15 protein-coding genes are annotated in these 23,910 nt (G+C 30.9%); 12 read left to right on the plus strand and 3 right to left on the minus strand.

All coding sequences use genetic code 11. The features are described 5' to 3' along the window. Positions 1-205 precede the first annotated feature (205 nt). A complete protein-coding gene (locus B6F84_RS05080; protein ID WP_148691234.1) occupies positions 206-1,687 on the plus strand; it encodes an APC family permease in 1,482 nt (493 codons plus the stop codon). Between the two features lie 24 nt (positions 1,688-1,711). Here B6F84_RS05080 and B6F84_RS05085 read toward each other — a convergent pair whose 3' ends face one another. Beyond that, complete coding sequence (locus B6F84_RS05085) at positions 1,712-2,674, minus strand: glycoside hydrolase family 43 protein (protein ID WP_148691235.1); 963 nt, start codon at positions 2,672-2,674, stop codon at positions 1,712-1,714. A gap of 258 nt (positions 2,675-2,932) precedes the next feature. Between B6F84_RS05085 and B6F84_RS05090 the strand changes: the two genes are divergently transcribed. Together B6F84_RS05090 and B6F84_RS05095 are read left to right on the plus strand one after the other, a co-directional pair. After that, a complete protein-coding gene (locus tag B6F84_RS05090; protein WP_148691236.1) occupies positions 2,933-4,321 on the plus strand; it encodes an MFS transporter in 1,389 nt (462 codons plus the stop codon). 86 nt (positions 4,322-4,407) lie between these two features. Next, positions 4,408-5,643 (plus strand): metal-dependent hydrolase family protein, encoded by a 1,236-nt coding sequence (locus B6F84_RS05095; RefSeq protein ID WP_148691237.1) that lies wholly within the window; start codon positions 4,408-4,410, stop codon positions 5,641-5,643. On the opposite strand, the gene B6F84_RS05100 is transcribed toward B6F84_RS05095, so the two are convergent. Further along, positions 5,634-6,764: an MFS transporter gene (locus B6F84_RS05100; RefSeq protein ID WP_148691238.1), complete on the minus strand. Its 1,131-nt coding sequence runs from the start codon at positions 6,762-6,764 to the stop codon at positions 5,634-5,636. The two genes, B6F84_RS05095 and B6F84_RS05100, sit on opposite strands and share 10 nt — an antisense overlap. Positions 6,765-7,484: 720 nt before the next feature. Here B6F84_RS05100 and malA point away from each other — a divergent pair. Together malA and B6F84_RS05110 are read left to right on the plus strand one after the other, a co-directional pair. Further along, the gene (gene malA / locus B6F84_RS05105; protein WP_148691239.1) at positions 7,485-9,521 is read left to right on the plus strand and encodes an alpha-glucosidase MalA; all 2,037 of its coding nucleotides are present in this window, start codon (positions 7,485-7,487) and stop codon (positions 9,519-9,521) included. Then, complete coding sequence (locus tag B6F84_RS05110) at positions 9,518-11,482, plus strand: GH116 family glycosyl hydrolase (protein WP_148691240.1); 1,965 nt, start codon at positions 9,518-9,520, stop codon at positions 11,480-11,482. Before malA ends, B6F84_RS05110 begins: the two co-directional genes overlap by 4 nt. Here the strand turns inward: B6F84_RS05110 and nagA are convergent. Next, the gene (nagA, locus tag B6F84_RS05115; RefSeq protein WP_236749076.1) at positions 11,455-12,561 is read right to left on the minus strand and encodes an N-acetylglucosamine-6-phosphate deacetylase; all 1,107 of its coding nucleotides are present in this window, start codon (positions 12,559-12,561) and stop codon (positions 11,455-11,457) included. The genes B6F84_RS05110 and nagA overlap by 28 nt on opposite strands. Positions 12,562-12,594: 33 nt before the next feature. On the opposite strand from nagA, the gene glmS reads away from it, so the two are divergent. From glmS to B6F84_RS05150, 7 genes are all read left to right on the plus strand, one after another. Then, positions 12,595-14,361 (plus strand): glutamine--fructose-6-phosphate transaminase (isomerizing), encoded by a 1,767-nt coding sequence (glmS, locus tag B6F84_RS05120; protein WP_148691242.1) that lies wholly within the window; start codon positions 12,595-12,597, stop codon positions 14,359-14,361. Positions 14,362-15,506: 1,145 nt separating this feature from the next. Beyond that, on the plus strand, positions 15,507-16,583 hold the full coding sequence (locus B6F84_RS05125; protein WP_148691243.1) for a hypothetical protein: 1,077 nt from the start codon (positions 15,507-15,509) through the stop codon (positions 16,581-16,583). 141 nt (positions 16,584-16,724) lie between these two features. Continuing rightward, positions 16,725-19,232 (plus strand): ABC transporter substrate-binding protein, encoded by a 2,508-nt coding sequence (locus tag B6F84_RS05130; RefSeq protein WP_148691244.1) that lies wholly within the window; start codon positions 16,725-16,727, stop codon positions 19,230-19,232. A 96-nt stretch (positions 19,233-19,328) separates the two neighbouring features. Next, a complete protein-coding gene (locus B6F84_RS05135; protein ID WP_148691245.1) occupies positions 19,329-20,342 on the plus strand; it encodes an ABC transporter permease in 1,014 nt (337 codons plus the stop codon). After that, entirely contained in the window at positions 20,343-21,968 is a 1,626-nt protein-coding gene (locus tag B6F84_RS05140) for an ABC transporter permease (protein ID WP_148691246.1), read from the plus strand. After that, entirely contained in the window at positions 21,965-22,924 is a 960-nt protein-coding gene (locus B6F84_RS05145) for an ABC transporter ATP-binding protein (RefSeq protein ID WP_148691247.1), read from the plus strand. The genes B6F84_RS05140 and B6F84_RS05145 overlap by 4 nt, the downstream gene beginning before the upstream one ends. After that, complete coding sequence (locus B6F84_RS05150; RefSeq protein WP_148691248.1) at positions 22,921-23,889, plus strand: ABC transporter ATP-binding protein; 969 nt, start codon at positions 22,921-22,923, stop codon at positions 23,887-23,889. Before B6F84_RS05145 ends, B6F84_RS05150 begins: the two co-directional genes overlap by 4 nt. The last annotated feature ends 21 nt before the right edge of the window (positions 23,890-23,910 follow it).

Below are 23,910 nucleotides of genomic sequence, written 5' to 3' on the forward strand. Positions count from 1 at the left end.
AAGTTTTATTTATACTTGAAATTTAAGATTAGATCCAGTTTATTTATATAACAAAATAAAATTGATGATATAAAGAATACAGAATGATACATCTGACCTTCTCCCTTCCCTAAAAGGCTTGCCCGTTCTTTTGTCAATATTAAAACTCTAACATTTAGAGATGAGTCATAAAAAATAAAAATTAGAGTATTCCATTAATAATTTAATGGATAACCCAGATAAACTTAATAAAAACTCTATTTCACTTTTTGGATTAGCTTTTATAACAATAGCTGGTGTTTTACCTATTATAGCTCCGATAGAAGTAGCTGCATTCATAAGTAACGCTCAAGGTGCTGCAATATGGCCTGTTATTCTTGGTTATCTTCTTTTCTTAGCAGTATCTTTACCTATTTTAGAATATACTAGAATAGCCCCATTTACTGGAGGTTATTATGGATTGGCTGAAATAGGATTTGGAAAAGCTGTAGGAAAATTTACTGCGTTATGTAATTATCTATTTTACAATGCATGGCAAATGGCTAATGCATTCTTTATAGGCTGGCTGATAGTTGATACCTTATATATACTTTATGGCATTTTATTACCATATTATGGATGGATAATACTCTTAGTTTTTACCCTATTAGCTACATTTCTAATAACAATACAACATCCTAAAAATTTAAGTAAGATACTAAGTATTTCTATTTTATTTACATTAATAATAGTCGTCATCTCAGCTGTATATGTAATATCTAGATCTCCTTTTAATTCAACCTATTATTTAACTCCATCCAGTAGTCCGTCAGGATTTACAGGAATTGCATTAGCTACAGCTATAGTAGGATTTTATACTTTTACTGGTTATGCATCTCCATTATTTTATAGTGAAGAAACAGTAGAATCAAGAAAAAACGTGTGGAAAGCAATATATTTAGGCTTAACTATTTCAGCAATAGTTATAGCATTAGTAACTTATTCTGAAGTAGCTTCAGTTCCGCTTTCAAATCTTTCGTCAGTAGGATCTTCATCTATGCCACAACTAGTTAGTTGGATTAGATATATTCCTAGTATAGTACTATTAATAATAAATATCATCATAGGCGCAGTTTCATTAATAGCTTTCGGTGGAGGAAGTGGAGCTCAGGCTAGGTTATTATGGTCTATGAGTAGGGACAATTTCATAAAGAATTCCTGGATAAATAAACTAGATAATAATAGAGTTCCTAGAAATGCAGCACTATTAAATTTAGTATTAGCAATAATAATAGTCCTAGTTGCTTCATCTTTAATGATATATTTTTATGGATATAATGCTAATACTGTAGAATTATCTTTCTATGTAGCTGGAACTCTATCTACAATATTATGGTATTTTCATCACTTCATACCAGAAATGGGATTATATGCTTTCTTAAGGAAACATAAAGAGTTTAAATTCTCCAAATTAAGAAAGATAATTTCAGGTCTAGTAGTACCTATAGCAGGAATAGCTTTCTTTATATATACATTTTATGAAGGAATTATAGGAGATTTTGTACAGCCATATCTAACGGCAGTGGTTATAGGAGCTATACTGATATTATTTTCTATTATTTATACACTATATAAGAGAAATAAAGGAGAATTAGGAGAAAGTGTAGTACTTTATAATATTTCAGAAAATAAAGGTGATATTATAGATAGTATTAAAGCAGAAAAATAAATTAAAAAAATATTTATTTTTTTATTATTTTCTTTTACTGATATATAATAGAACTCTGTCCATTTCGTTATCGGTTCCGACATTTTTCGAATATATTGGATCTATAGCTTCAATTACTATATCCCATCTAGAGTTATTCTCGTCATAAATTACATTACAGTAATTATGTATAGGAAAATCTTGTCTCTCATATTTTGAATCACTTTTCCATTCCGTTATAAATACTTCTTCTAAATTATTGCTTTTTAGATCAATAATATAGGATCCAAAATATTTTGTTACATGTGCGTTCTTATAGAATGTTGTTACAGTACCTATAAACATTGGTCCATATACAGAAGAATAGATATTTCCATTTAACAAAAAAGCTGGGGAAGGATCTTGCTTAACTCCATTTATTGTAGGTAATCCTAGTTTTTTCCAGCTTATTCCATTTTTGCTCACTAATAATTCAGTATATACTTTGTTGTCATTTAACTTTCTAGCTTTACACAATCCTATATACATACCATCTAGAACTTCAATACTACAATCTCTAGCTTCTGCACTATCATACTCTTGATCATTATTTATTACAATTCCTTTACTTTTCCATTCTCCTTTAATATCATCAGATGTTAAAAGAACAGTAACCCATTTTTGAAGGCGCGAATCTATATTTACCGAAGCATAAAGATAATATTTGCCAGTAAGAGGATCTATTATTAATTGAGTATTTTCTATACTATCAACTTCTATTCCAATTTCAGAAGAAATTTCTTCCTTAGAGATAAATCTGTATAATGAAAAATCATTACCGTTATTTGAATGGAAAAATTCTATTCCATATCCCCTTTTTTCAACGTTTCTAGGCCTAGACGTTAACCAATAATCCTTATCATCTATAAGTAATTTACCAGCTCCTCTCCAACTACCTTGAGTTAAAATAGGAGGATCTAGCAAAACCTTATAAAAAACTTTATTTCTAAATATCTCTTGAGGATTCATAAGTATACATAGAAGTTTAATATTAAAGACTTATTCAGACTTCACTTACCAGATTTTATAAATTTTTCCAATAATACATTATACTTAGGCGTTAAATAAATAAAAAACCTTAGGAGATTAACTTACCTCTAATCTATAAAAATCCTAGGAGATCTTCTAACATACAGGAATAGATATTGAAATATAATTGTAAAAATATCCCATAACTTCAATATAATTATAGTTAAGTATTTAAACTTATATATGTTTTAATATAATATGAGTTACAAAAGGGCTTACTTTCCATTTATAGATAGATCTAATGCTACTAATCTATTTAGATTAATTGCAATTTCAGGAGCTTTAGGCGGATTTGCTGCTGGATACGACTTAGGTGTTATAGGGGATGCCCTTAATGTTATATCAATTAAGTTAACTACTGCAGAAATTGGTGTTGCTGCTTCAGGTTTATTGCTAGGATCAATATTTAGTTCACTTCTAGCAGGAGATATTTCAGATAGATTAGGTAGAAAATGGATCTTGGTATTTGATGCTATAGTCTTTACAATAACGCCAATTCTCCTTGCAATAGCTACTTTTAACTTTCTTACATTCTTGACCTGGAGAGTAATAGAAGGATTTGCATTGGGTATGGATAATGTACTATCAGGAATCTTCATTGGAGAGATGGTACCTACGCCTAAGAGGAATAGTTACGTTGCAACCCAACAATTAATGACAGTAATTGCTCAATTTGGGGCATTCTGGATTGGCTATAGTTTAACACCATTAAAAGCTTGGCAGCTAATGTTTGCCATAGGTGCAATTCCTGCTTTTATAATATTAATCTTGAGAATAAAAATACCAGAAAGCCCAAGATGGTTAGTTTCAAAGGGTAGGCTTAATGAAGCTAAAAATGTCTTAGTAAAATATTTTCATGTAGATGTAGATGAGACTGATTTCAATAATGTCTCAAATAATATAATTTCTGAGCTAAAAAATAAAGTAGGTTGGAAAGATTTATTCTCGTCTAAGTTCATGAAGTATGCATTCATAGCTATATTAGCAGGACTTTTTATGCAATTCAGCGGAATTAACGCATTTGTATTCTATTCTCCGGAAATTTTTGTTAACTTAGGATATACAAAAGTACAAGCAGCATTTATTAGTGGATGGTCTACTGGAGTAGCACTATTATGGCCAGTTATTCCAGCTCAATTTTATCTAATAAACAGAATTGGAACCAGAAAAGCTTTCCTAATAGGTTCAGCTGGTATGTCTATTTCTGGTATTATAGGCTCTATATTTTTATTATTACTAAAAGGAGTAAATCTAGGTATAGCAACTATAGTTACGTTATTTGTATTTATATTTTTCTTTGAAGCAGGATATGGTGTAGCATTATGGTCATTTGGTCCAGAAATATTTCCTACTGCAATCAGAGGAAGAGGAACCTCTCTTTTCATGACAGCAGATTCTATAGCTGGAACAATAGTAACTGCTACTTTTCCCTCTATGTTAGCATCCATAGGATTAGCATATAGTATAGATTTTTATGCTATAATAACGTTAATAGCATTCATCTTTTTCCTAAAATTCATTCCTAATATGAAAGGAAAACCATTACTTGAAGGAACAGAGACTCCAGAAGAAGGAATAAAAAGTTAATTTTCAATATTTTTATTGTTATATTCTATTAAAACTCAAAATAGTAAAGTATAAATTTTTTCACATGGTAGTTATTACGAGTTAAATTGTTTGATTTAGGAATAAAGAATGGTAATGTATTTAGCGGAAAAGACAATCTAGGAAAAACTAATATATATGTAAATAATGGTAAAATAGTTAAAATATCGAAAGAAAATCTAGAAGTTAGACAAGAAATAGATGCAAAAGATATGTTTGTAATGCCTGGTTTAATAGATTCGCATATACATCTATCAGGAATTAAAGGGGGAAGCTTACTGAAAATTATGTTTGAAAAACCAGAGTACAGAATCTTAAGAGCTTCCAAATGGTTAGAAAAATTATTATTAGCAGGATTCACTACTGTAAGAGATTGCGGAGATCCAATATCTATTTCATTAGCTAAGGGAGTAAAGGATGGAATTATTATAGGACCTAATATAATAGCAGCAGGAAGACCTATTACTCAAACTTTTGGTCATGGAGAAATAAGTCATGATATTCCATTAGAATTTTCTGAGGTTCTAGGATTCTCTGAAATATGTGATGGAGTTGAATCATGTATACATAGTGCTAGAAAAGTTTTAAGAGAAGGCTCTGATTTTATAAAAATCTTTGCTACAGGCGGAGTTCTATCTCAAAGAGATAGACCTGAAAATCCTCAATTAACGTATGAAGAGATTAAAAGCATAGTAAATGAGGCTGAAAAAATAGGTACTTATGTAGCTGCCCATGCTCATGGAGATAAAGGAGCTAGAATAGCAATAGAAGCTGGAATTAAAACACTTGAACATGGAACCATGCTAAAAGATGATACAATGAAATTGATGATAGAAAAAGATGTTAGCTTAACTCCTACATTAACAATTCAAGAAGTTATTTACAAATATGGCAAGCAAATAGGTGTAGATGAATGGGGTTTAGAAAAGATTACCGAAGTTAGAAATAGCATATCATCAGTAGTAAAAAAAGCTAAGGAATATGGAATTAGAATAATAACTGGAACGGATTTAGGTTTTGAAACTGGATTATCAGATATCGATATTGGAAAAAATTGGGTAGAACTAACTCTTCTAGTAGAAAGAGGAGGCTTAACACCTAAAGAAGCTTTACAAGCAGCAACATATAATTCTGCACTATCATTAAGAATAAATTCAGGACTAATAGATACGGATAGAAATGCAGATATTATCATAATAGATGGAGATCCAGAAGAAAATATAAGTGATATAGCTAAAATAGATCATGTTATCAAAAATGGAAATATTATAGTAGAAAAAGGAAAAATAATAAATTATTCATAGATTTTTTTACCTCTTACGAATATGGAAATTAATAATGCGATGAAGTTAGGTAATGCTATTGCTAACATTCCTGCTATCTCAAATCCATACGAAGATATAAAACTCCCCATTATTGGTCCACCTACTATAGCCCCAATATTAAAAGTCAAGAACATGAAGCCAGTTACTGATCCAACTACCTCATCTGGAACTAAATCTTGAGATAATGCTATTACACTAACTATTAGACCACCATATCCAGCTCCCCATGCTATTGTCAATAATATCATCGTCAAGTATCCGGAATATCCAACAAACAATCCTATAGAGGATAAAGTTAATATTATACTACTAATTATCAAGCTTAATTTTCTACTTATCTTATCACTTAATAGTGCTATTGGGAGTAAGAATACTAATTCTCCTAATCCATTCATTGAAGCTATTATTGTAGATTCTGATTGGCTTAATTTCAATCCAAAGAGCAGGTAATCAGAATAGTATCCTAGAAATCCAAATAGAGCTATACCAAAGGATAATATAACTAAACTTAAAAGCAATGTATTTGTATTTATGATTCTCTTTAGATTTATTGATTCTTTCTTTTCTTCTCTGTAATTAACAGGAACAAAATAGAAAAATAGAGCTAAACTAATTATAGAAAGAATTCCAGAAATCAGAAAAGGAAAACTAAATTTTGGTAAAAACGGCGAAATGACATATGGAGCAACAAAAAGGCCTATTCCAAACGCTACGCTATTAGCCCCTATTCTTAATGCCCTTGTAGTATTAAGCAAATCACCCGCAAATGCTGCAGTAGCTGGCTGAAATATACCTATTCCTACACCAACTAAGAATCTGTATATTAGTAACTCTGTCTCATTTGATACATATCCAGTTAAAATAGTAAATATAGTAAATAGAGCTACAGCGGTTACAATCACATATTTTGGTGATACTTTATCAAACAAATATCCTCCTATAAAGCTAAAAATTGCTATTCCTGCGGCATATAATGAGGCAGTAATACCTATATATGAGGAACTAATATGAAGATAATTTACAATGTATGGAGAGGCAAAAAAATATAATTCAGAATCATAGGCTTCAAGGAACCAAGGTAATAAAGCTAATATTATCATTAAAATATAAAATTTTCTATTATTTTTAACTAGTTTTTTTACAGATTCCTCCCTCAAAATCTCACAAAGATCTAATATAATAAGATATTAATAATATATTTTTTGTAAAAAAATGAGTTAATTTAAACTTAGATAGTAAACATTAAAATTATTATATCTTAAAACATCTGATTTAAATATTAAAAATGTATAAGTAATCACTCTATTCAAATTTTTTAATAATCTGAGTTATTTACTACATTGAGGTTATTATTTTTAAAGAGAGTAAATTGAAGCTCTATCGATTATTTGATAATACTCATAGAGTATATTACTGGTTTCACAAAAATTTTATATCAAGTATAGGTCAAATCAATTATTATCCTACTAATGTGTATTTGAAATCAACAAAAGTAGATATTTCCATATAAAAACTTGCCTAATTTATAAATAAGATATTATGTCTTCAATCTATTTAACTAAGAACTGCTTTAGGTTAATTAAGCTACTTGATTCCAAATCTAATTAAGCTTGATCTGATATAATATATAGTAGATTTTAAACAACTAAAATCTATGAATTTTTGAGTTTAGTATAAAAAATGTAATATCTAGAGTTAGTTTTTTTATAAAAAATATACTAATATTGATATTTTATGCTAATTCTTCTATAAAAAACTTATAAAAATCTACAGAATATCAAGCCAATTTACTTTAAAATTAAGCTATCTCATAGAAATCTATGAAAGTCGAAGTAGAGGAGAACGGAAAAGGTACATACAAGATTAAAATAAACGATCCATTTCCTGCAGTAGACTTTCAGTTTCAAGGCAAGCCAATAAATAAAACATTATCTGACTTTTCTCTTTCAATTTCGGAAGATTTTCACTTTGTCTATTTGGAGAAACCCTTAGGTTTAAAGGAACATGTAGTAGGCCTAGGTGAAAAAGCAACAGAATTAGACAGAAGAAGATTTAGATACACAATGTATAATATAGATGCAGGACCATACTTTAGATTCCAAGATCCGCTTTACGTTAATATACCATTCTTCATTTCTATTGAAAATAAAGCCACAGGCTACTTCATAAATTCTGCATCGAAACTTATAATTGACGTAGGATTTGAAGATTACTCCAAGATAAAGATAAAAATACCGCATAAAGATGTAGAAATTTACGTATTTGAAGGACCTACAATAGAAAACGTATTAGAAAGATTTACAGACTTAACAGGAAAACCTTATTTACCTCCAGAATGGGCTTTCGGATACATGATCTCAAGATATAGTTATTATCCTCAAGATAGAATAATAGAGCTTTTGGACGAAATGAAAAAACAAGGCTTCAAAGTGTCAGCAGTATTTCTAGACATAGACTTTATGGATTCATTTAAACTATTTACTTGGAATAAAGAAAGATTTCCAGATCCTAAAAAATTCATAGAAGAATTACACAAAAGAGGAGTAAAATTAATTACAATAGTAGACCATAGCGTAAGAGCAGATCAGAATTACGAAACATTCTTATCAGGTCTCGGAAAATACTGTGAAACAGATAAAGGAGACATATTCGTAGGAAAACTATGGCCAGGCTCATCAGTTTATCCAGACTTTTTCAGAGAAGAAACTAGAAATTGGTGGAAAGAAAAAATAGCAAGCTGGTTATCTCAAGGAATAGACGGAATATGGCTAGACATGAACGAACCTACAGACTTCACAAAAGTCCTCGAAATACGCGACATTTTTAAAGATTTACCAGTGCAAACTAAAGACGATAGAATTTACAGAGCATTTCCTAGCAATGTGACACATTTAATTAAAGGAAAAAGAGTACATCATGAACTAGTAAGAAACGCGTACCCATTGTATGAAGCTATGGCCACATATCAAGGATTTAAGGAAGCAGGAAGAGACGAAATCTTCATTTTGAGTAGGAGTGGATACGCTGGTATTCAGAGTTACGCTACTATTTGGACTGGTGATAATACTCCATGCTGGGAAGACTTAAAACTTCAATTGCAATTAGTTTTAGGCCTTTCAATTTCTGGCGTTTCAAACGTTGGGATTGATATTGGTGCATTTCAAGGAAGAGGATTAAGAGAAATTGATAACTCGCCAGAATTATTAACTAGGTATTTCCAGTTAGCTCTCTTCTTCCCCTTTTTTAGAACACATAAGGCAACTGATGGAATAGACACTGAACCCATTTATTTACCAGATTATTATAAGGAAAAAGTTAAAGAAGTGATAAACTTAAGGTATAAATTCCTTCCTTATCTGTATGCAGTAGCTGAGGAATCTCACGAATTAGGTCACCCAATACTTAGGCCATTGTTTTATGAATTCCAAAATGACGAGAACACTTATAGAATTGAAGATGAATATATGGTAGGAAAATCTATCCTTTATGCCCCAGTAATTTCTCCAGGTCAAGAAAAGAGAAAAGTGTACTTACCTAAAGGAAAATGGTTAGACTATTGGAGCAAGGAAGTAATAGAAGGTGGATGGATAGATTCAGTTAATGATTTGCCAATTTATATTAGAGAGAATTCAATCATACCTCTCTCTAACGGAGATCTTATAGTTTTTGGAGAAGCTAAAATCAAGTATAAAGGAAATATAATTGAAAGTAATGATAGGAAAATAAACTTTTCAAAACCTTTCTACATCAGACAGTTAATTTATGTAGGAGAATATGAAAAAATTCTAGTTAATGGAAAAGAAGAAAAAGAAGGAATAGAAATAAACGAAGAAGTTAAGGAGGTAGAAATCCAATGAAGATTCCGAAAAATTATGGTATTCCCATTGGTTCAATAGGTAATGGAAAAATAGATTTTTTTGAAGATTTGAGCATAGGAAATGTAACGATAAGGAATAATTGGAGTACACCTTTAGAAATAGTAAGAGGATTTCATATTGTCGATTTATCTACAAACACATTTTTACAAGCAAATCCTTCTAAACACTCTGAAACTAGTTTTAAAACAAAAATACCAGAAAGTATTGAAGCAGATGCACTATTTCCTAAGGTAACCTACAAAACTAAAAATCCAGATTTTAATATAACAATTTATTCTCCTTTCATTCCTAAGGATCTAAAAGACTCTTCACTGCCATTAATCATTTTTGAAATAGAAGGAGAAGGAATAATCGCAATCTCTTTTCCTAATATAGTAGGAAGTAGACGATGGGGACGATATAATATAAAAATAGAAGATGAAATTAATGGAGTTCTGATGAAAAATTCTAAGGCACTACAATCTGATCCAGCTTATGGAGAATTATTCTTAGGATGCGAAGGATGTTATTCATTTGTAGGCTATAGACATTGGATACCTAATATAAAGGAAGGAATGATAGAAGATACTAGTGTTTTTAATTTAGATTATCTAAGAGAAAATAGTAAATTAAAGGAATATAAAATACCTCAATTTGCAAGAGAGGAAATATCAGGTATAGTTTGGAAAGAAGTAAAAGGAAAAGAAAAGTTCTATTTAAGCTGGTATTTCAATGGTAGACCTCATTATTATCCATATGGTCATTATTATGAAAACTGGTTTGACAATGCAGTTGATATTGTTAAATATGCTAATAAAAAGAATTTAGGAATAGAACTAGAAGAAGGGGAAGATTGGTTAACACAAGCTACTAGGAACTCACTTTACGTTTTAACTTACAGCTGGCTAACAAAAGACGGAAGATTTGCAATCTATGAGGATCCTAAAATTAGTCTACTTATGAATACTATAGGATCTATGACATGGGATGGCGCATCTTTCGCTCTTTTAGACTATTTCCCTGATTTGACGAAAGAAATGGATGAATATTTTGCAAGGTATATAGTTAAAGGCGAAGTTCCCCACGATATAGGAGAAGAAAGCATAGAAAATCCAATATATGGAGCATCATACCCGTATTCATGGAATGATCTAGGTCCAACTTGGATACTAATGATATATAGAGATTACAAATTCACAAATGACCTTCCTTTTCTTGCTAGAAATTACGATAAAATGAAAGAAGTTATAGACTGGTTAATTCAAAAAGATAAAGATAATGACGGAATACCAGACTCTCAAGGAGGTTACGATAATTCGTATGATGGAACGTACATGTATGGAACTTCATCCTATATAGGATTTCTATTTGCTTCAGCTCTTAAGGCATTTATAAAGGCATCAGAAATACTAGGAAAAGATCATTCTAAGTACGATAAAATCTTGGAAAAAGCTAAGCAATCATTACTAGAACTATGGAACGGAAAATACTTTATTTCATGGAAAGCTTCTGGAAATAAGAAAAAGGAAGAGTGCCTAAACTCACAAATATTAGGAGAATTTTGGTCTGATATTTTAGAATTAGGAAATATAGTAGATGAAAACATGGTAAAAACTACATTGGAATCAATATATAAATTAAATGCTAAAGCCTCTCCTTACTGTCTAGTAAATTCTGTAACTCAGGAAGGAAAAATAGATGAAACAACAGACCAAATGAAATCATGCTGGCCAAGAATTACATTTGCTGTAGCATCTCACATGATATTAAAAGGAATGAAAAAAGAAGGATTAGAAATAGCGGAAAAAGAGTGGAATACATTGAGTAAATATCCTTGGAATCAACCTTCAAAAATAAACGCTTATGATGGAAGCCAATTTGGATTACCATACTATATTGGAAGTCTTGCAATATATTTAGTGAAAAAGGCACTTCAAATAACTTCTTCCCCATTAACGTAAACCTTTTTTACATTCATTTTTTCATCCAAAACAACTAGATCAGCCCTTTTTCCTACTTCTATCACTCCCCTATCCTCTAAACCTATTGATTTTGCAGGATTATACGAACACATCAAACTAGCGTTCTGCAATCCTACAATATTAGCTAAATTTCTAAAAGCTCTATCCATAGTTAATGTACTTCCAGCTAACTTACCATTTGACGTCATAGCAATTCCATTCTTTACAGTAATCCTAGTCTTACCTAGTGAATATTCTCCATCACCTAAGTCAGTAGCACTTATAGCATCAGTTATAGCTACAAACCTATTTACTCCAAATTGACTAATAAGAAATCTAATTACTTCCTTGTTTATATGAATAAAATCTGATATAATCTCTATATATCTAGAATAATTTAAACTAGCAAGAATAATACCAGGATCTCTATGATGAAATTCTTTCATACCATTAAATAAATGAGTAGTTCTGTTAGCTCCTAAAAGGAAAGCCCTAACTCCAGTCTCATAATCAGCATCAGTATGTCCGATTGACGGATAAATCCCAAGATTCCACAGCTTACTAACAAAATCTAAATCCTTTTCTGGGGCGATAGTTATAGTCCTTAGTTTTCCCTTACTATACTGGAAACATTCCTTAACCTCATTTATATCTGGAACTCTTATATATCTAACGTCTTGAGCTCCTGCATGTTTCTCACTAATAAAAGGTCCTTCTAAATGAATACCTTCTATAGATAAATCTGTAATTTCTCCTATAGCTTTACACGCTTCAATAAGATTTTCTTTAGGCATTGTAACAGTAGTAGGAAGAAAAGTAGTAACACCATGTTCCAATAGAGATTTTTTCATACCAAAAGCATTTTTAATAAAATCATCCTTATTATCCCAAGAAGTATAATCATATCCCCTTATTCCATGAATATGAATGTCTATAAATCCTGGAACTACAGCCAATCCATCTAAATTTTCTCCATAATCATTACCTTCGTAAATTCTCTTTATTCTTCCATTTTCAATTTCTATATTACCCTGAATTTCTCTATACGGAGTTATAATTCTACCGTTAACCAACTTCACAACATTTAAGATTGAAAAGAAAGTAAAAAACATATGGGAGGAATTTTTGGATTCGTATGCAAAGATCCAGCAGACGTTTCAACAATAAATGCTGGACTAAAAAGATTAATATACAGAGGTTACGATAGTGCAGGAATAGCGTATTTAAAAGATAGCTCACTTGTAGTAAAAAAGATTCTAGGTAATATTTCTAAGAACGAAATTAAAATAGACGACAAATCCAGAATAGCCTTAGGACAAACCAGATACGCTAGCAGGGGATGGCCAACCATAGAAAATGCGCATCCATTATTAGACTGCAAAGAGAACATTGCAGTAGTAATGGATGGTGTAATTGATGAATACGAAAAGATTAGAGAAGAATTACAAAAACAAGGACATAGGTTTATCTCAACCACAGATACAGAAATATTATCGCATATTCTAGAAAATTCAAATAATTACGTAGAAAAGGCTATTGACATTTTAAAAAACGTAAAGGGAATTTACTCTTTCGCGTTCATTGTAAGAGGAATAGATAGTATATTTACAGCAAACTCCGGACAACCAATCATTATAGGAATATCATCTACATCAGAATGCAAATATATATCAAGCGATATTCCATCACTAAACGGCTTTGCCGAAAACGCCATAATAGTACCTGAAAACTCAGTAGCACAAATATCTGCAACAGAAATAAAAATCGTAGATATTAATAATAATGAAATAAAACCTGAAATAAAAAGAGTAAAATATAAAGAAGAAATAGCCGAAAAAGGTGGCTTCTCACATTTTATGTTAAAAGAAATTTACGATATTCCTTCAGCTCTAATTAACTCCTACACCTCACTAATGGAAAAATATCTCACTCTAGCCTCAATGATAGTTTATGGCGCAAAAAACGTTTACGTAATAGGAAATGGAACTAGCTTACATGCTGGATTAATATCTTCTTACTATTTCTCAGAAATAGGATTAAATATCAACGTAGTAAGTGCAGCAGAATTTCCTTACTATGCTCTTGATAATATCTCAACAGGATCAGTGATAATTGCAATAAGTCAAAGTGGAGAAACTACTGACGTCATAAGAAGCGTAAAAATAGCAAAACAAAGAGGAGCAGTAATCTTAGGAATAACAAATTCAGTAGGATCAAGATTAGCTTTAGAATCTAACGTTTATCTTCCAATAACTGCAGGACCAGAAATGGCAGTTCCAGCTACAAAAACATTTACGTCAACTATAGTAGTACTCAAGACCCTAGCTACGTACACCGCATTACATTCAGGTAAAAAAGACAAAAAAGACATAGAAGAATTAAGAAATAATATAGAAGAACTATCAAAACAAGTTTCCATAAAATTGCCAGAAATGGAAAAACAAGCTGAAAATATAGCAGAAAAAATAGAAAAAGAAAGCTTATACGTGTCAAGTAGCGGAATAAACTATCCAATAGCATTAGAAGGAGCATTAAAATTCAAAGAAGCATCAATGACTCACGCCGAAGGAATGCAATTAGGAGAACTACTACACGGACCAATAGTACTTACAAATAAAGGATATCCAATAATTTTAATTAAACCAGCAGAAGAACAAACAGAAGACCTATACAATAAAATAGTAAAATCAATAAAAGATAGAGGAAGTATGATAATTACAATTTCAAACGAAGGAGATATAACTACAGTGAACACTACAAGGGATTTAACTCCAATAAGCAACATTATACCATTACAGTTACTAGCATACAAATTAGGAGTAAAGAAAGGTTTGCCTATAGATACACCTCCAGGATTAGTAAAAGCAGTAATAATATAATTTTTTTACATTTGATCAAAATTAATAAACTGATACCTTATATTAAACTATTTTTAACAGATTTAAAATCGTTTAAGTTAATATCACTAACCTGCCTGCTATATCTTAACGCTAATTTAAAGAAAAAGATAAAAATAGCTTTCCTTATGAATTATATTTACAGAATGCAATCTGCTTATGTAATAATGCTAACCGATAATTCTATCCATTAATCTTTTACTGAGGACATATAGTTTAGCTCTACGTGCATTCCCATATCTTTTAACAACGATGGTTCTATACACAACATTTCTAATAAGAATAATAATAGTGTGTAGCATTTTGAATACTTAACGCTTATTCTGCGAATAGCTCTAATTAAGAGAAGGTATTAATTTTCAGATCTTCATAGACTAAGAATATAATAATTATTTCGAAAATCTTATTTATGTTTATATTCTCTATATTAAATAGAGAATAATGGCATATAGACTTCCAGAGAGATTAAAAACCACATTACGCTATTTAACTTCTTACACAAATTAATGAGAACACATAACTCGTCTAATATATACGCGATGTAGTGTTTTTCCTTAATTTTTAGTATATATCTTGATTGTCTTTTTTATTATTTTAATTATTTTATTCTCTTGTTCTTTTTATACTCCTTAATATCAAAATATATTATAAGTTATAGGATATTTTTATTACCATATTAATTATATTTTAAAGGTCAATATTGATCGTTATAAAAACTCAGCCTAGACAGATCCAACGCACTAGAACTCTAGATTTCCAGAAATCTTGGAATATTTTGTTTAATATAAAAGAGGTCTAATTCCCTAATATATTTTTCATAAATACATTGTAAGTATAGAGCAGTTTTTAAAAGTTGACTAAACTACATTGTCCTAGATTGTAATTTTATTCAATCTAAAACAACTAATAATTCTAAGTTTTTAACAATAACAAACTTTTTCTTATAGGAATACTCGAATCTACTATGATTTATTTAACAATCAATATCATAACTCTATTCTATTTATTTTGATTAAATTTAGGATAAATTTAATCTGTAAAGTATGATAGAAAAATAATATAAAGTCAAAACATACTGTATAAATTTAATAGAAAATCTTATAAAAGAGTGTAAATTACACTACATTATGAAATCAAATCTAATACCCGTGTTATTATTCGTAGTAATAATAATAGCGGTAGCAGCTATAGGAGCTGTATTAAACTCAGAAATTTCATCTGCAAATTCAAAATATTCTACTATATATACAGACTATAAAACTTTAAATTCCTCGTATTTTACATTACTATCTGAATATAATACTTTATCTAATGAATATAAAGAACTTCTATCAAATTATTCATATGCGGTAACAGATCACAACGATTTACTTAGCATTTTAAATAGTGTGAACTCCACAGATACAACTAATCTTGAAATGGAAAAGGGAATAGGTAGTGGATGGGAATCAATGGAATATCTTCAGTCTGGCAATATTAATTCACTTGAAACCTTATTAGCATCTAATGTAACAGGCTTCTTAAGTAAAGGAACAACAAATGGAACATTTAGCAGTAAAACTATAGGTGCTATGTTTTCAGAATTCTATGGGTATCCAGTAATAAGTAGTAGTTTTCCGCAAATTTATATTTCTTCATCAGGAAATATAACATATGGAGTAGCATTATTCCAATATCATGACATCAATACTTCCAATGCACTAGTAAATTCTTACGGAGTAATGGAAGAATCACTAATCCAAATATCTCCTGGCATATGGAAGATTGATCATATCTATATATATAATATCTTAAATAGCTCAACCTTCTCTTTGGCTGAATCAGGATTTAATTATTTAAATTCAATAAGCGAGTTAGACGTAGCAGGGGTAAACCAGTATATTATAGGACAATTACCTAGCTATGTATATATAGGCTTTAGTTCTTATGAAGGAAATTATACACCAACACAATTTGATTCAGTTCTCTCTACAGTAAAGTCATTCACCATAACACCATTCTACTTTAACATTTCAGTAGTTTCAAATAGTATAGAAATTACCTATTATGCAAATATTTCAATAGGAAATTCTACTACATATACAGCAAGTATAAACTTAAGTGCAGAACTCCAACCAGATGGTCTACCAGAGGTAACATCAACAGTAATGACAGCTATTCCATACTCCACAGTAGAAAACAATATAGATACAATATTTAGTTAACAAACATATAACAAAATCTTTTCTTTTTTTAAATTTCTAATATAAAGTTTATAAGTGAAAACCTAGAAATATTTTTAAGTTATTATATTAACAGTAACTGGGTTAAGAAAAGTTTATAAATGAAGATCTAAAAAATAACATATGCATACACTATTAAAAACCATATTAGTAGTATCTATGCTACTTATTGTAGTAGGCTTAGTAACAGACATAACAACACAAGCAAGCGGAGTACTAATAGCACCACACTCAACACTACACGTACTACCAGCAACATACTACACACTATACGGACCATACATACAAAACCTAAACTACTTATGGCAATACACAACAACACTACCAATGTACGAAGCACTACTAAACGGACAAGTACAAGTACTCAACAGCCTACCAACAACAGAACTATCACAATCACAAATAGCAAGCCTCAAAAACAACCCAAACCTATACCTATACGATAGCCAAACATTCAGCTTCATATTCCTACAATTCAACTTCAAATACTACCCAGAAAACAACACATACTTCAGATGGGCAATATCAGACATATTAAACCCATCATCAGTAGAATCACAAATACTAGAAGGAGGACTACTAGGAGCAACAATACCATTCTACATAAACCCATCAGTATACCCATCATACATAAACTCAACAACACTAACAGAGCTATCCAACATCTATAACGCCCACGAATCATACAACATACAAAGAGCAAAAACATACTTACAAGACGCAGGACTAGTATACAACCCAAGCCTAGGAGAATGGACATACTCAAACGGAACACCACTAAAAATAACAATATACATACAAGAAGGATTCTACAACTGCCCAGCATGGGAATCAATAATAGAAGCAGGAGCACAACAAGTAGGACTACAAAACAACATACAATTCATACCATACGCAGCGTCACAACTATCAACAATACTACAAGAACAAACTTACGACATAATAAACTTCGGATGGGAAGGCCTTACTGCAGTTGTCCCAGACTATTACTTTATATTTGGTCCTGATGCACCTTTTGTCGCTGATAATGATTTTGTTAATTCTACAATTAATGCTCAACTAACTCAAGCATATACTGCGGACCCAACATTTTCACAAGTAGTAAATAACTTCCAAAATGCTTTAGTAGAATTACAGTACACTGAACCATACGTAATATTAGGATGGAATACGTGTCCAGAACCAGTATACACTAACAACTATTATGGATACGTAAGCTCATTAGGAGACGGAATAACTAACTTCCAAGACGTTCACGAAGGATTCACATCTAACGGAACTCTAAACTACGTAATAGGAACATATGACTTCGCACCACCAAACTTCAACATATATTTCGAGAATTTCTACTCTTCAGAACTAATATGGGAAGTCTATTGGTATCCTTCTACACTAACTTCGTTACCATCTAATCCTACTTTATTTAACACTCCTTATATTGCTAATTATACTGTAATTCATATTCCAAATGCTACTGTAAATGGTCATCTGATAATTAATGGAACTGAAATAGTATACAATTTTGTACACAATGCTACTTGGCTAAATGGAATGCCAGTAACAGCATTAGACTACAACTTCACAATATGGTACTTAGATATGGGAGGATTCTCTAGCAACCCATACAACCCATCACAAGACACAGTATTCATAGGAGACTACTGCGGAGAACCAGTATACATAAACTACACGGCAGAAGCATCAGACCCATCACCAATATGGTTCGATGCTATGCCTAATTTAGTTACTACAATAGTTCCTTCTAATAATCCATACCAAATACAAATATACTTCAACACAACAAGCTACTTCCTATTAGCTGATTCAGACGAAATTATTTTGCCTCCTTACTTGTTTGTTAATATTAATCCTTTAGAGCTAGCTCCTAATAGTGTTGGTCAGTATACTTATCATGTTACTGAGTTGGGTGAAGTGCCTGGTGGGTTCCCGTTCTATCCTTATTCTTATAATGCTAGTACTGGTATTACTTTAAGGACTTATGCTGGGTATTTCCAGTTTAATCCTTTAGCTAATTTGATTAATGTTTCTGCTGGTAGTAGTTATACTTTGACTGTTAATATGACTCAGATTGTTTCTGCTCCTTACTTGTATAATGGTAAGCCTACTGGTCCTTATGAGGTTCCTATAAGTAATGCTTCTGGTGTTATTGAGATTATGCCTTATGGTAGTAGTAAGGTTATTGAGACTATTCCTTTAACTCATGTGAGTGGTAGTATTTATCAAGCTACAATATCGACTTCTGGGTTGTCTCCTAATACTCCTTATACTATATTTGTTAACGCTACTTATTCAGCTCCTATAACTATTAATGGTTCTGCTTTATCGACTGGAGGAACGCATACTATGATGACTACAAGGTACTTCTATAGGTGGTACTCAATATATCCTTACTCACCTACTGTTATCCCAGTGAAAGTTATTAATGCTACTCAACCTTTAAAGGAAGTGTCATTCCCGTCTGCTCCTGCTCCAGTAACTACTAACGTGACTAAGGTTGTTCCACCCAGTGCAGTAGTTCCTAGCAATGCTTCTACTCTAGATATTTCAATGATCGCAATAACTGTAATTTTAAGTTTAATAGGAGTAGTAGTAGTATTGAAATTTAAATAAAAGTTAATTTTTTCTCTTTTCTTTAAATTAGTTTTAAGATCTGATGCAGATTTTATTGAATAAGTTTTTTAAGCTATTGCTATACATATAATTCACATGTCTTTATTATCTTATGCACTAAAGAGACTTGCAGAGAGAATTATTTTATTGGTTGTATTTACTATTTTTATGTGGTTTCTAGTATTAGGCTTTGAGCAAATAATTGGGATTAATCCAGCTACTGTTTTTGTTTCTCCTGGAGAGTTTCTTCATGCTAAGAATCCATTATTAGCTTATCATATAGCTTTGCATGAAGTAGAAAAAGATTTGGGTTTAAATTATCCTCTGTATTCCCAATTCGTTATATATCTAGAGCATATGTTTACTTTAAATTTAGGCACTTGTATTGCTGGACATTTTGCTGGAGAGTCCATATCCAAAATTCTAATAGATGGATTTCCTTATACTGCTCTTCTTACTATTCCTCCTCTTGTGTTCCAAACTATTTTAGCTATATATTTAGGATCTATAGCTGCTATAAAGAAAAATACTAAGACAGATACTTTCATATCAAATTATATGATTATCCAATATAATATACCAGTATTCGCAATAACTATAATATTCTGGGTTATTTTTGCTGTTATCTATAAAGTATATCCGCTTTCAGATTTGCCTTACTTAAGTCATTTGAATAATATTCTCTTGGATTTAAAGATATTTTCTATTCCATGGATTATCCAAACCTTGGTATATGGATTTCCTACCAGGGGAATTTTGATGAGAAATTCCATGGCTGAAAACTTAGAGTCTGATTTTATTAGATATGAAAGGTTAGCTGGATTGAGAGAAAAAATTCTAAGAACTGATGCTAGAAGGGTTTCTATTATTCCCGTTGTAGTAAGGACAGCTATTGATGTAGCATTTGTGTTAAGTGGAGATTTATTTATAGAGGAATATTTCGGAATACCGGGTTGGGGATATATTTTATATCAATCTGCGATAAGTGATGAGATAGTTTTAATCTTAGGATCTACATTTTTATTAACTTTATATGCTCTAATCTTATTATATTTTGTGGATATTTTTGAAGCCATTATTGATCCAAGAGCTAGAAAGAGCGTGAAATAAATGATTAAGCCTCCCAAGATTTTAAAAGATCTTTCAAAAAGATGGCAGTTCTGGATTTCATTAATTTTATTTTTAATTGTAGTAATTCCAGTTTTAGCTGGTACTGCAATTACTTCACACGTTAATCCTTATACTGAAAAAGGATACTATATGGCTGCTCCTTATGCTGTACCGAGTTGGTCTACAATCTTTTATGGTAATCTTCCTCCAGATATTAATTTGCCATCTTCTTATTCTCTTATAGCTGCTAAATCTCCAGCCGTCATATCTTATTGGAATTTAAAAAATGAGACTATAAACGGAGACCGAGTAATAATTACATGGAGTAATTTTGGACCTTCGAATGAAAGTAATTATATTTCTGAAGGCTTTACTTATGGTAATACTGGGTCTGGCAGTATGAAAATTATGATTACAGGAAATAATCCAATTAATATCACACTTTATCATACATTTGATTATGATTATAAATTGCCTACTTCTAATAATTTTTATACTATGCAACTAAGTTTGTATTATAGAAATAATACAAATACAAATTTTGTGATAAATGGTTACTTAACTAATCCTAAAGATTATACTGTATTCCTCTTCTCTCATGGTACTGAAATTCCTACTAATGCTCTTTTGTCTAATTTTGCAAATTATTATTTTAATCCAGTAAATAAATATATGGTTACGCCTAATCAATGGAACTATGAGATTATAGAAAGTAATGCTCCTTCATTTACACCATTTTATTATACTCTTTCACAAAATGAATCTTCTTTTGCTTCAATTTATCTTATAAAAGACGTTTTTAATACTACTGGAGTATATAATGTAAGTTATGTAATAGAATATATCCCGGGCCAAAGTAATAGTAGTTTGACTTTGTATTTATCAGATATTCATTTTGAGTTTTTAGGGAGTGTTTATGGATTACTTGGAACAGATAATAATGGCGCATCCGTTTTTACTGAATTTGTACAAGGTGGAATTTTTGATCTTGAATTAGCTTTAATTACTGGCTTAGTTATAGTAGGTATTGGAGCAATATTAGGTATATTAGCAGCGTATTTTGGAGGATTAGCAGATTATTCTTTAGTATCAATAACCGATTTCTTTTTACTTTTGCCGGGTCTAATATTCTTAATAATTTTAGAGACTTTGTTAGGCATATATTTTCCTACTACTGTAGCTAAATTTAGACCAGAAATATTAGCTGGAATAATAGCGGTATTATCTTGGTCGCCTACAGCTAGAATATTGAGAGGTGAAACTTTTGTAGTTAAATCTCAACAATTTGTTGAAGCATCTAAAACTTTAGGATTAAGTAATTTCCAGATATTAAGAAAGCATATATTTCCACATCTAATGCCAATAATATTTGCGCAATTGATTATAGATATTCCAGCAGTAATTTTTATAGAAAGTACCTTAGATTTTCTAGGACTAGGAATTACTAGCTTTCCTACATGGGGAAATATGCTGGGATATGCTACAGATTATATGGTAGGGGCTCCTTACTATGCATGGTGGTGGTGGATTCCACCATTTATAGCCTTAGCTTTAATTGGAATTTCATTATTTTATTTAGGAGAATCAGTTTTGGAAAGATATAGAAGGACTGGTGGTGCATATTGAGTCTTAATGTAAGGAATTTAGAAGTAACTTATGTATTAAATAAATTTACTAACGTTTATGCTATAAACAATATATCGTTTGACCTTGAACCCGGAGATGTAATAGGTATTATTGGAGAAACAGGATCTGGAAAGACAACCATAGCTAATGCGATAATGAGAGCTCTCCCAGAATCAGCTATTGTTAATGGTAGTATACTTTTAGATAATTTAGATTTATTAAAAATGAATTATAAAGAATTTAGAAAAAAGATAGCTTGGGAAAAGATTTCTATAATACCTCAATATTCTATGAATTCTTTAAATCCCATAAAGAGGGTTGGAGTTCAACTAGTTAGGATTCTTCAAGAACATGAAGATATTAGTAATGAAGATGCTATAAATAAAATTTTAGATTTATTTAAGCAAGTAAACTTGAGTGAAGATATTTTATTTAAATATCCTGATGAATTATCTGGTGGGCAAAAACAAAGAGTTGTAATAGTATCTGCTTTACTGTTAAATCCTGAATTAGTAATTGCTGATGAACCTACTACTGCCTTAGATGTAATAAATCAAGCTAGAGTCATAAACTTACTTAAGGAGAAAGTCATTAATCAGAATAGAATTGTAATATATATTACTCATGATATAGCAGTTGTTGCAGGCTTAGCTAATAAAATCATGACATTGTATGGCGGTAAAATTATGGAAATTGGTGATATAAAAGAAATATTTAAAGAGCCATTAAATCCATATACAAAAGGATTATTAGCATCTGTACCAGATATAGAAAATGGCAAGCCTAAGGCAATAAGTTATATTCCAGGCGATCCAATAAATCAGACTATTAAACCTAAAGGATGCCCATTTTATTCTAGATGTAGTTTAGCTATGGATGTATGTAAGGAAAGTTTCCCTGAAGGTGTTAAAATAGGAAATAGAATAGTATACTGCCATGCGGTGAGTAAAAAATGAGTGAAAGTATTGTTAGGACAGAAGATTTATGGGTAGAGTACCCAATAAGCAGAGGGCTGTTTAAGAGTGTAAAAATATATGCAGTAAATGGCGTAACAATTGACATTAAAAAGGGGGAAATAGTAGGAGTTATAGGAGAATCTGGTTCTGGAAAGACTACACTGGGAAAAGCAATCCTGAAATTAGTAGATATAACCCAAGGTAAGATATATTGGGGTGATAAAGATGTCAGTAGATGGAGTAATAGAAAATTAAGGAAATTAAGGAGATATTACCAAATGATTCAACAGGATCCTTATAGTTCTTTGGATTCTAGAATGAAGATCTATGATATTATAGCAGAAGGTTTAAGAGTAAATAAGCTGGTTCATAGTAAAGAAGAAGAGAGGGAAATCATATATAATGCATTAAAGGACGTAAAACTTAATCCTCCTGAAGTTTTTTTTGATAAGTTACCTACTGAATTATCTGGTGGGCAAAGGCAAAGAGTTGTAATAGCTAGGGCCATAGTAATGAAGCCAAAATTTATAGTGGCTGACGAGCCTATTTCTATGTTAGATGCATCAACTAGAGGGCAAGTCTTAGAAATAATTAGAAATATTAAAAATGAGACTGGAACATCTTTTATGTTTATAACTCATGATATAGCTTTAGGTAGTTATATTTCTGAGAGATTAGCAGTAATGTATACTGGAACATTAGTAGAAATTGCTGGCTCAGAAGATATAATTAAAAAACCTTTACATCCTTATACACAAGCTTTAATTGAAGCTGTACCAAAGGCTAATCCAGAGGCTGGAATTCCAAAAGTCAATATTAAAGGTGAACAAGAACCACTATTTGAAAAACCTAAGGGTTGCGTATTTTATGATAGATGTCCATTTGCTATGAATGTTTGCAAAGAAAAAATACCTTCTCTTAAAGATATGGGGAATAATCATTATGTGGCGTGCCATCTTTATTAGTTTTCTGACATTATTATTAAT

The organism is Acidianus manzaensis (assembly GCF_002116695.1).
Classification (GTDB): domain Archaea; phylum Thermoproteota; class Thermoprotei_A; order Sulfolobales; family Sulfolobaceae; genus Acidianus; species Acidianus manzaensis.

What these genes read in the sequence shown, in the direction of transcription:
- B6F84_RS05080 (WP_148691234.1), top strand. Translation starts at nt 206, where the DNA reads ATGGATAACCCAGATAAACTTAATAAAAACTCTATTTCACTTTTTGGA.
- B6F84_RS05085 (WP_148691235.1), bottom strand. Translation starts at nt 2,674, where the DNA reads ATGAATCCTCAAGAGATATTTAGAAATAAAGTTTTTTATAAGGTTTTG.
- B6F84_RS05090 (WP_148691236.1), top strand. Translation starts at nt 2,933, where the DNA reads ATGAGTTACAAAAGGGCTTACTTTCCATTTATAGATAGATCTAATGCT.
- B6F84_RS05100 (WP_148691238.1), bottom strand. Translation starts at nt 6,764, where the DNA reads ATGATAATATTAGCTTTATTACCTTGGTTCCTTGAAGCCTATGATTCT.
- malA (WP_148691239.1), top strand. Translation starts at nt 7,485, where the DNA reads ATGAAAGTCGAAGTAGAGGAGAACGGAAAAGGTACATACAAGATTAAA.
- B6F84_RS05110 (WP_148691240.1), top strand. Translation starts at nt 9,518, where the DNA reads ATGAAGATTCCGAAAAATTATGGTATTCCCATTGGTTCAATAGGTAAT.
- glmS (WP_148691242.1), top strand. Translation starts at nt 12,595, where the DNA reads ATGGGAGGAATTTTTGGATTCGTATGCAAAGATCCAGCAGACGTTTCA.
- B6F84_RS05125 (WP_148691243.1), top strand. Translation starts at nt 15,507, where the DNA reads ATGAAATCAAATCTAATACCCGTGTTATTATTCGTAGTAATAATAATA.
- B6F84_RS05130 (WP_148691244.1), top strand. Translation starts at nt 16,725, where the DNA reads ATGCATACACTATTAAAAACCATATTAGTAGTATCTATGCTACTTATT.
- B6F84_RS05135 (WP_148691245.1), top strand. Translation starts at nt 19,329, where the DNA reads ATGTCTTTATTATCTTATGCACTAAAGAGACTTGCAGAGAGAATTATT.
- B6F84_RS05140 (WP_148691246.1), top strand. Translation starts at nt 20,343, where the DNA reads ATGATTAAGCCTCCCAAGATTTTAAAAGATCTTTCAAAAAGATGGCAG.
- B6F84_RS05150 (WP_148691248.1), top strand. Translation starts at nt 22,921, where the DNA reads ATGAGTGAAAGTATTGTTAGGACAGAAGATTTATGGGTAGAGTACCCA.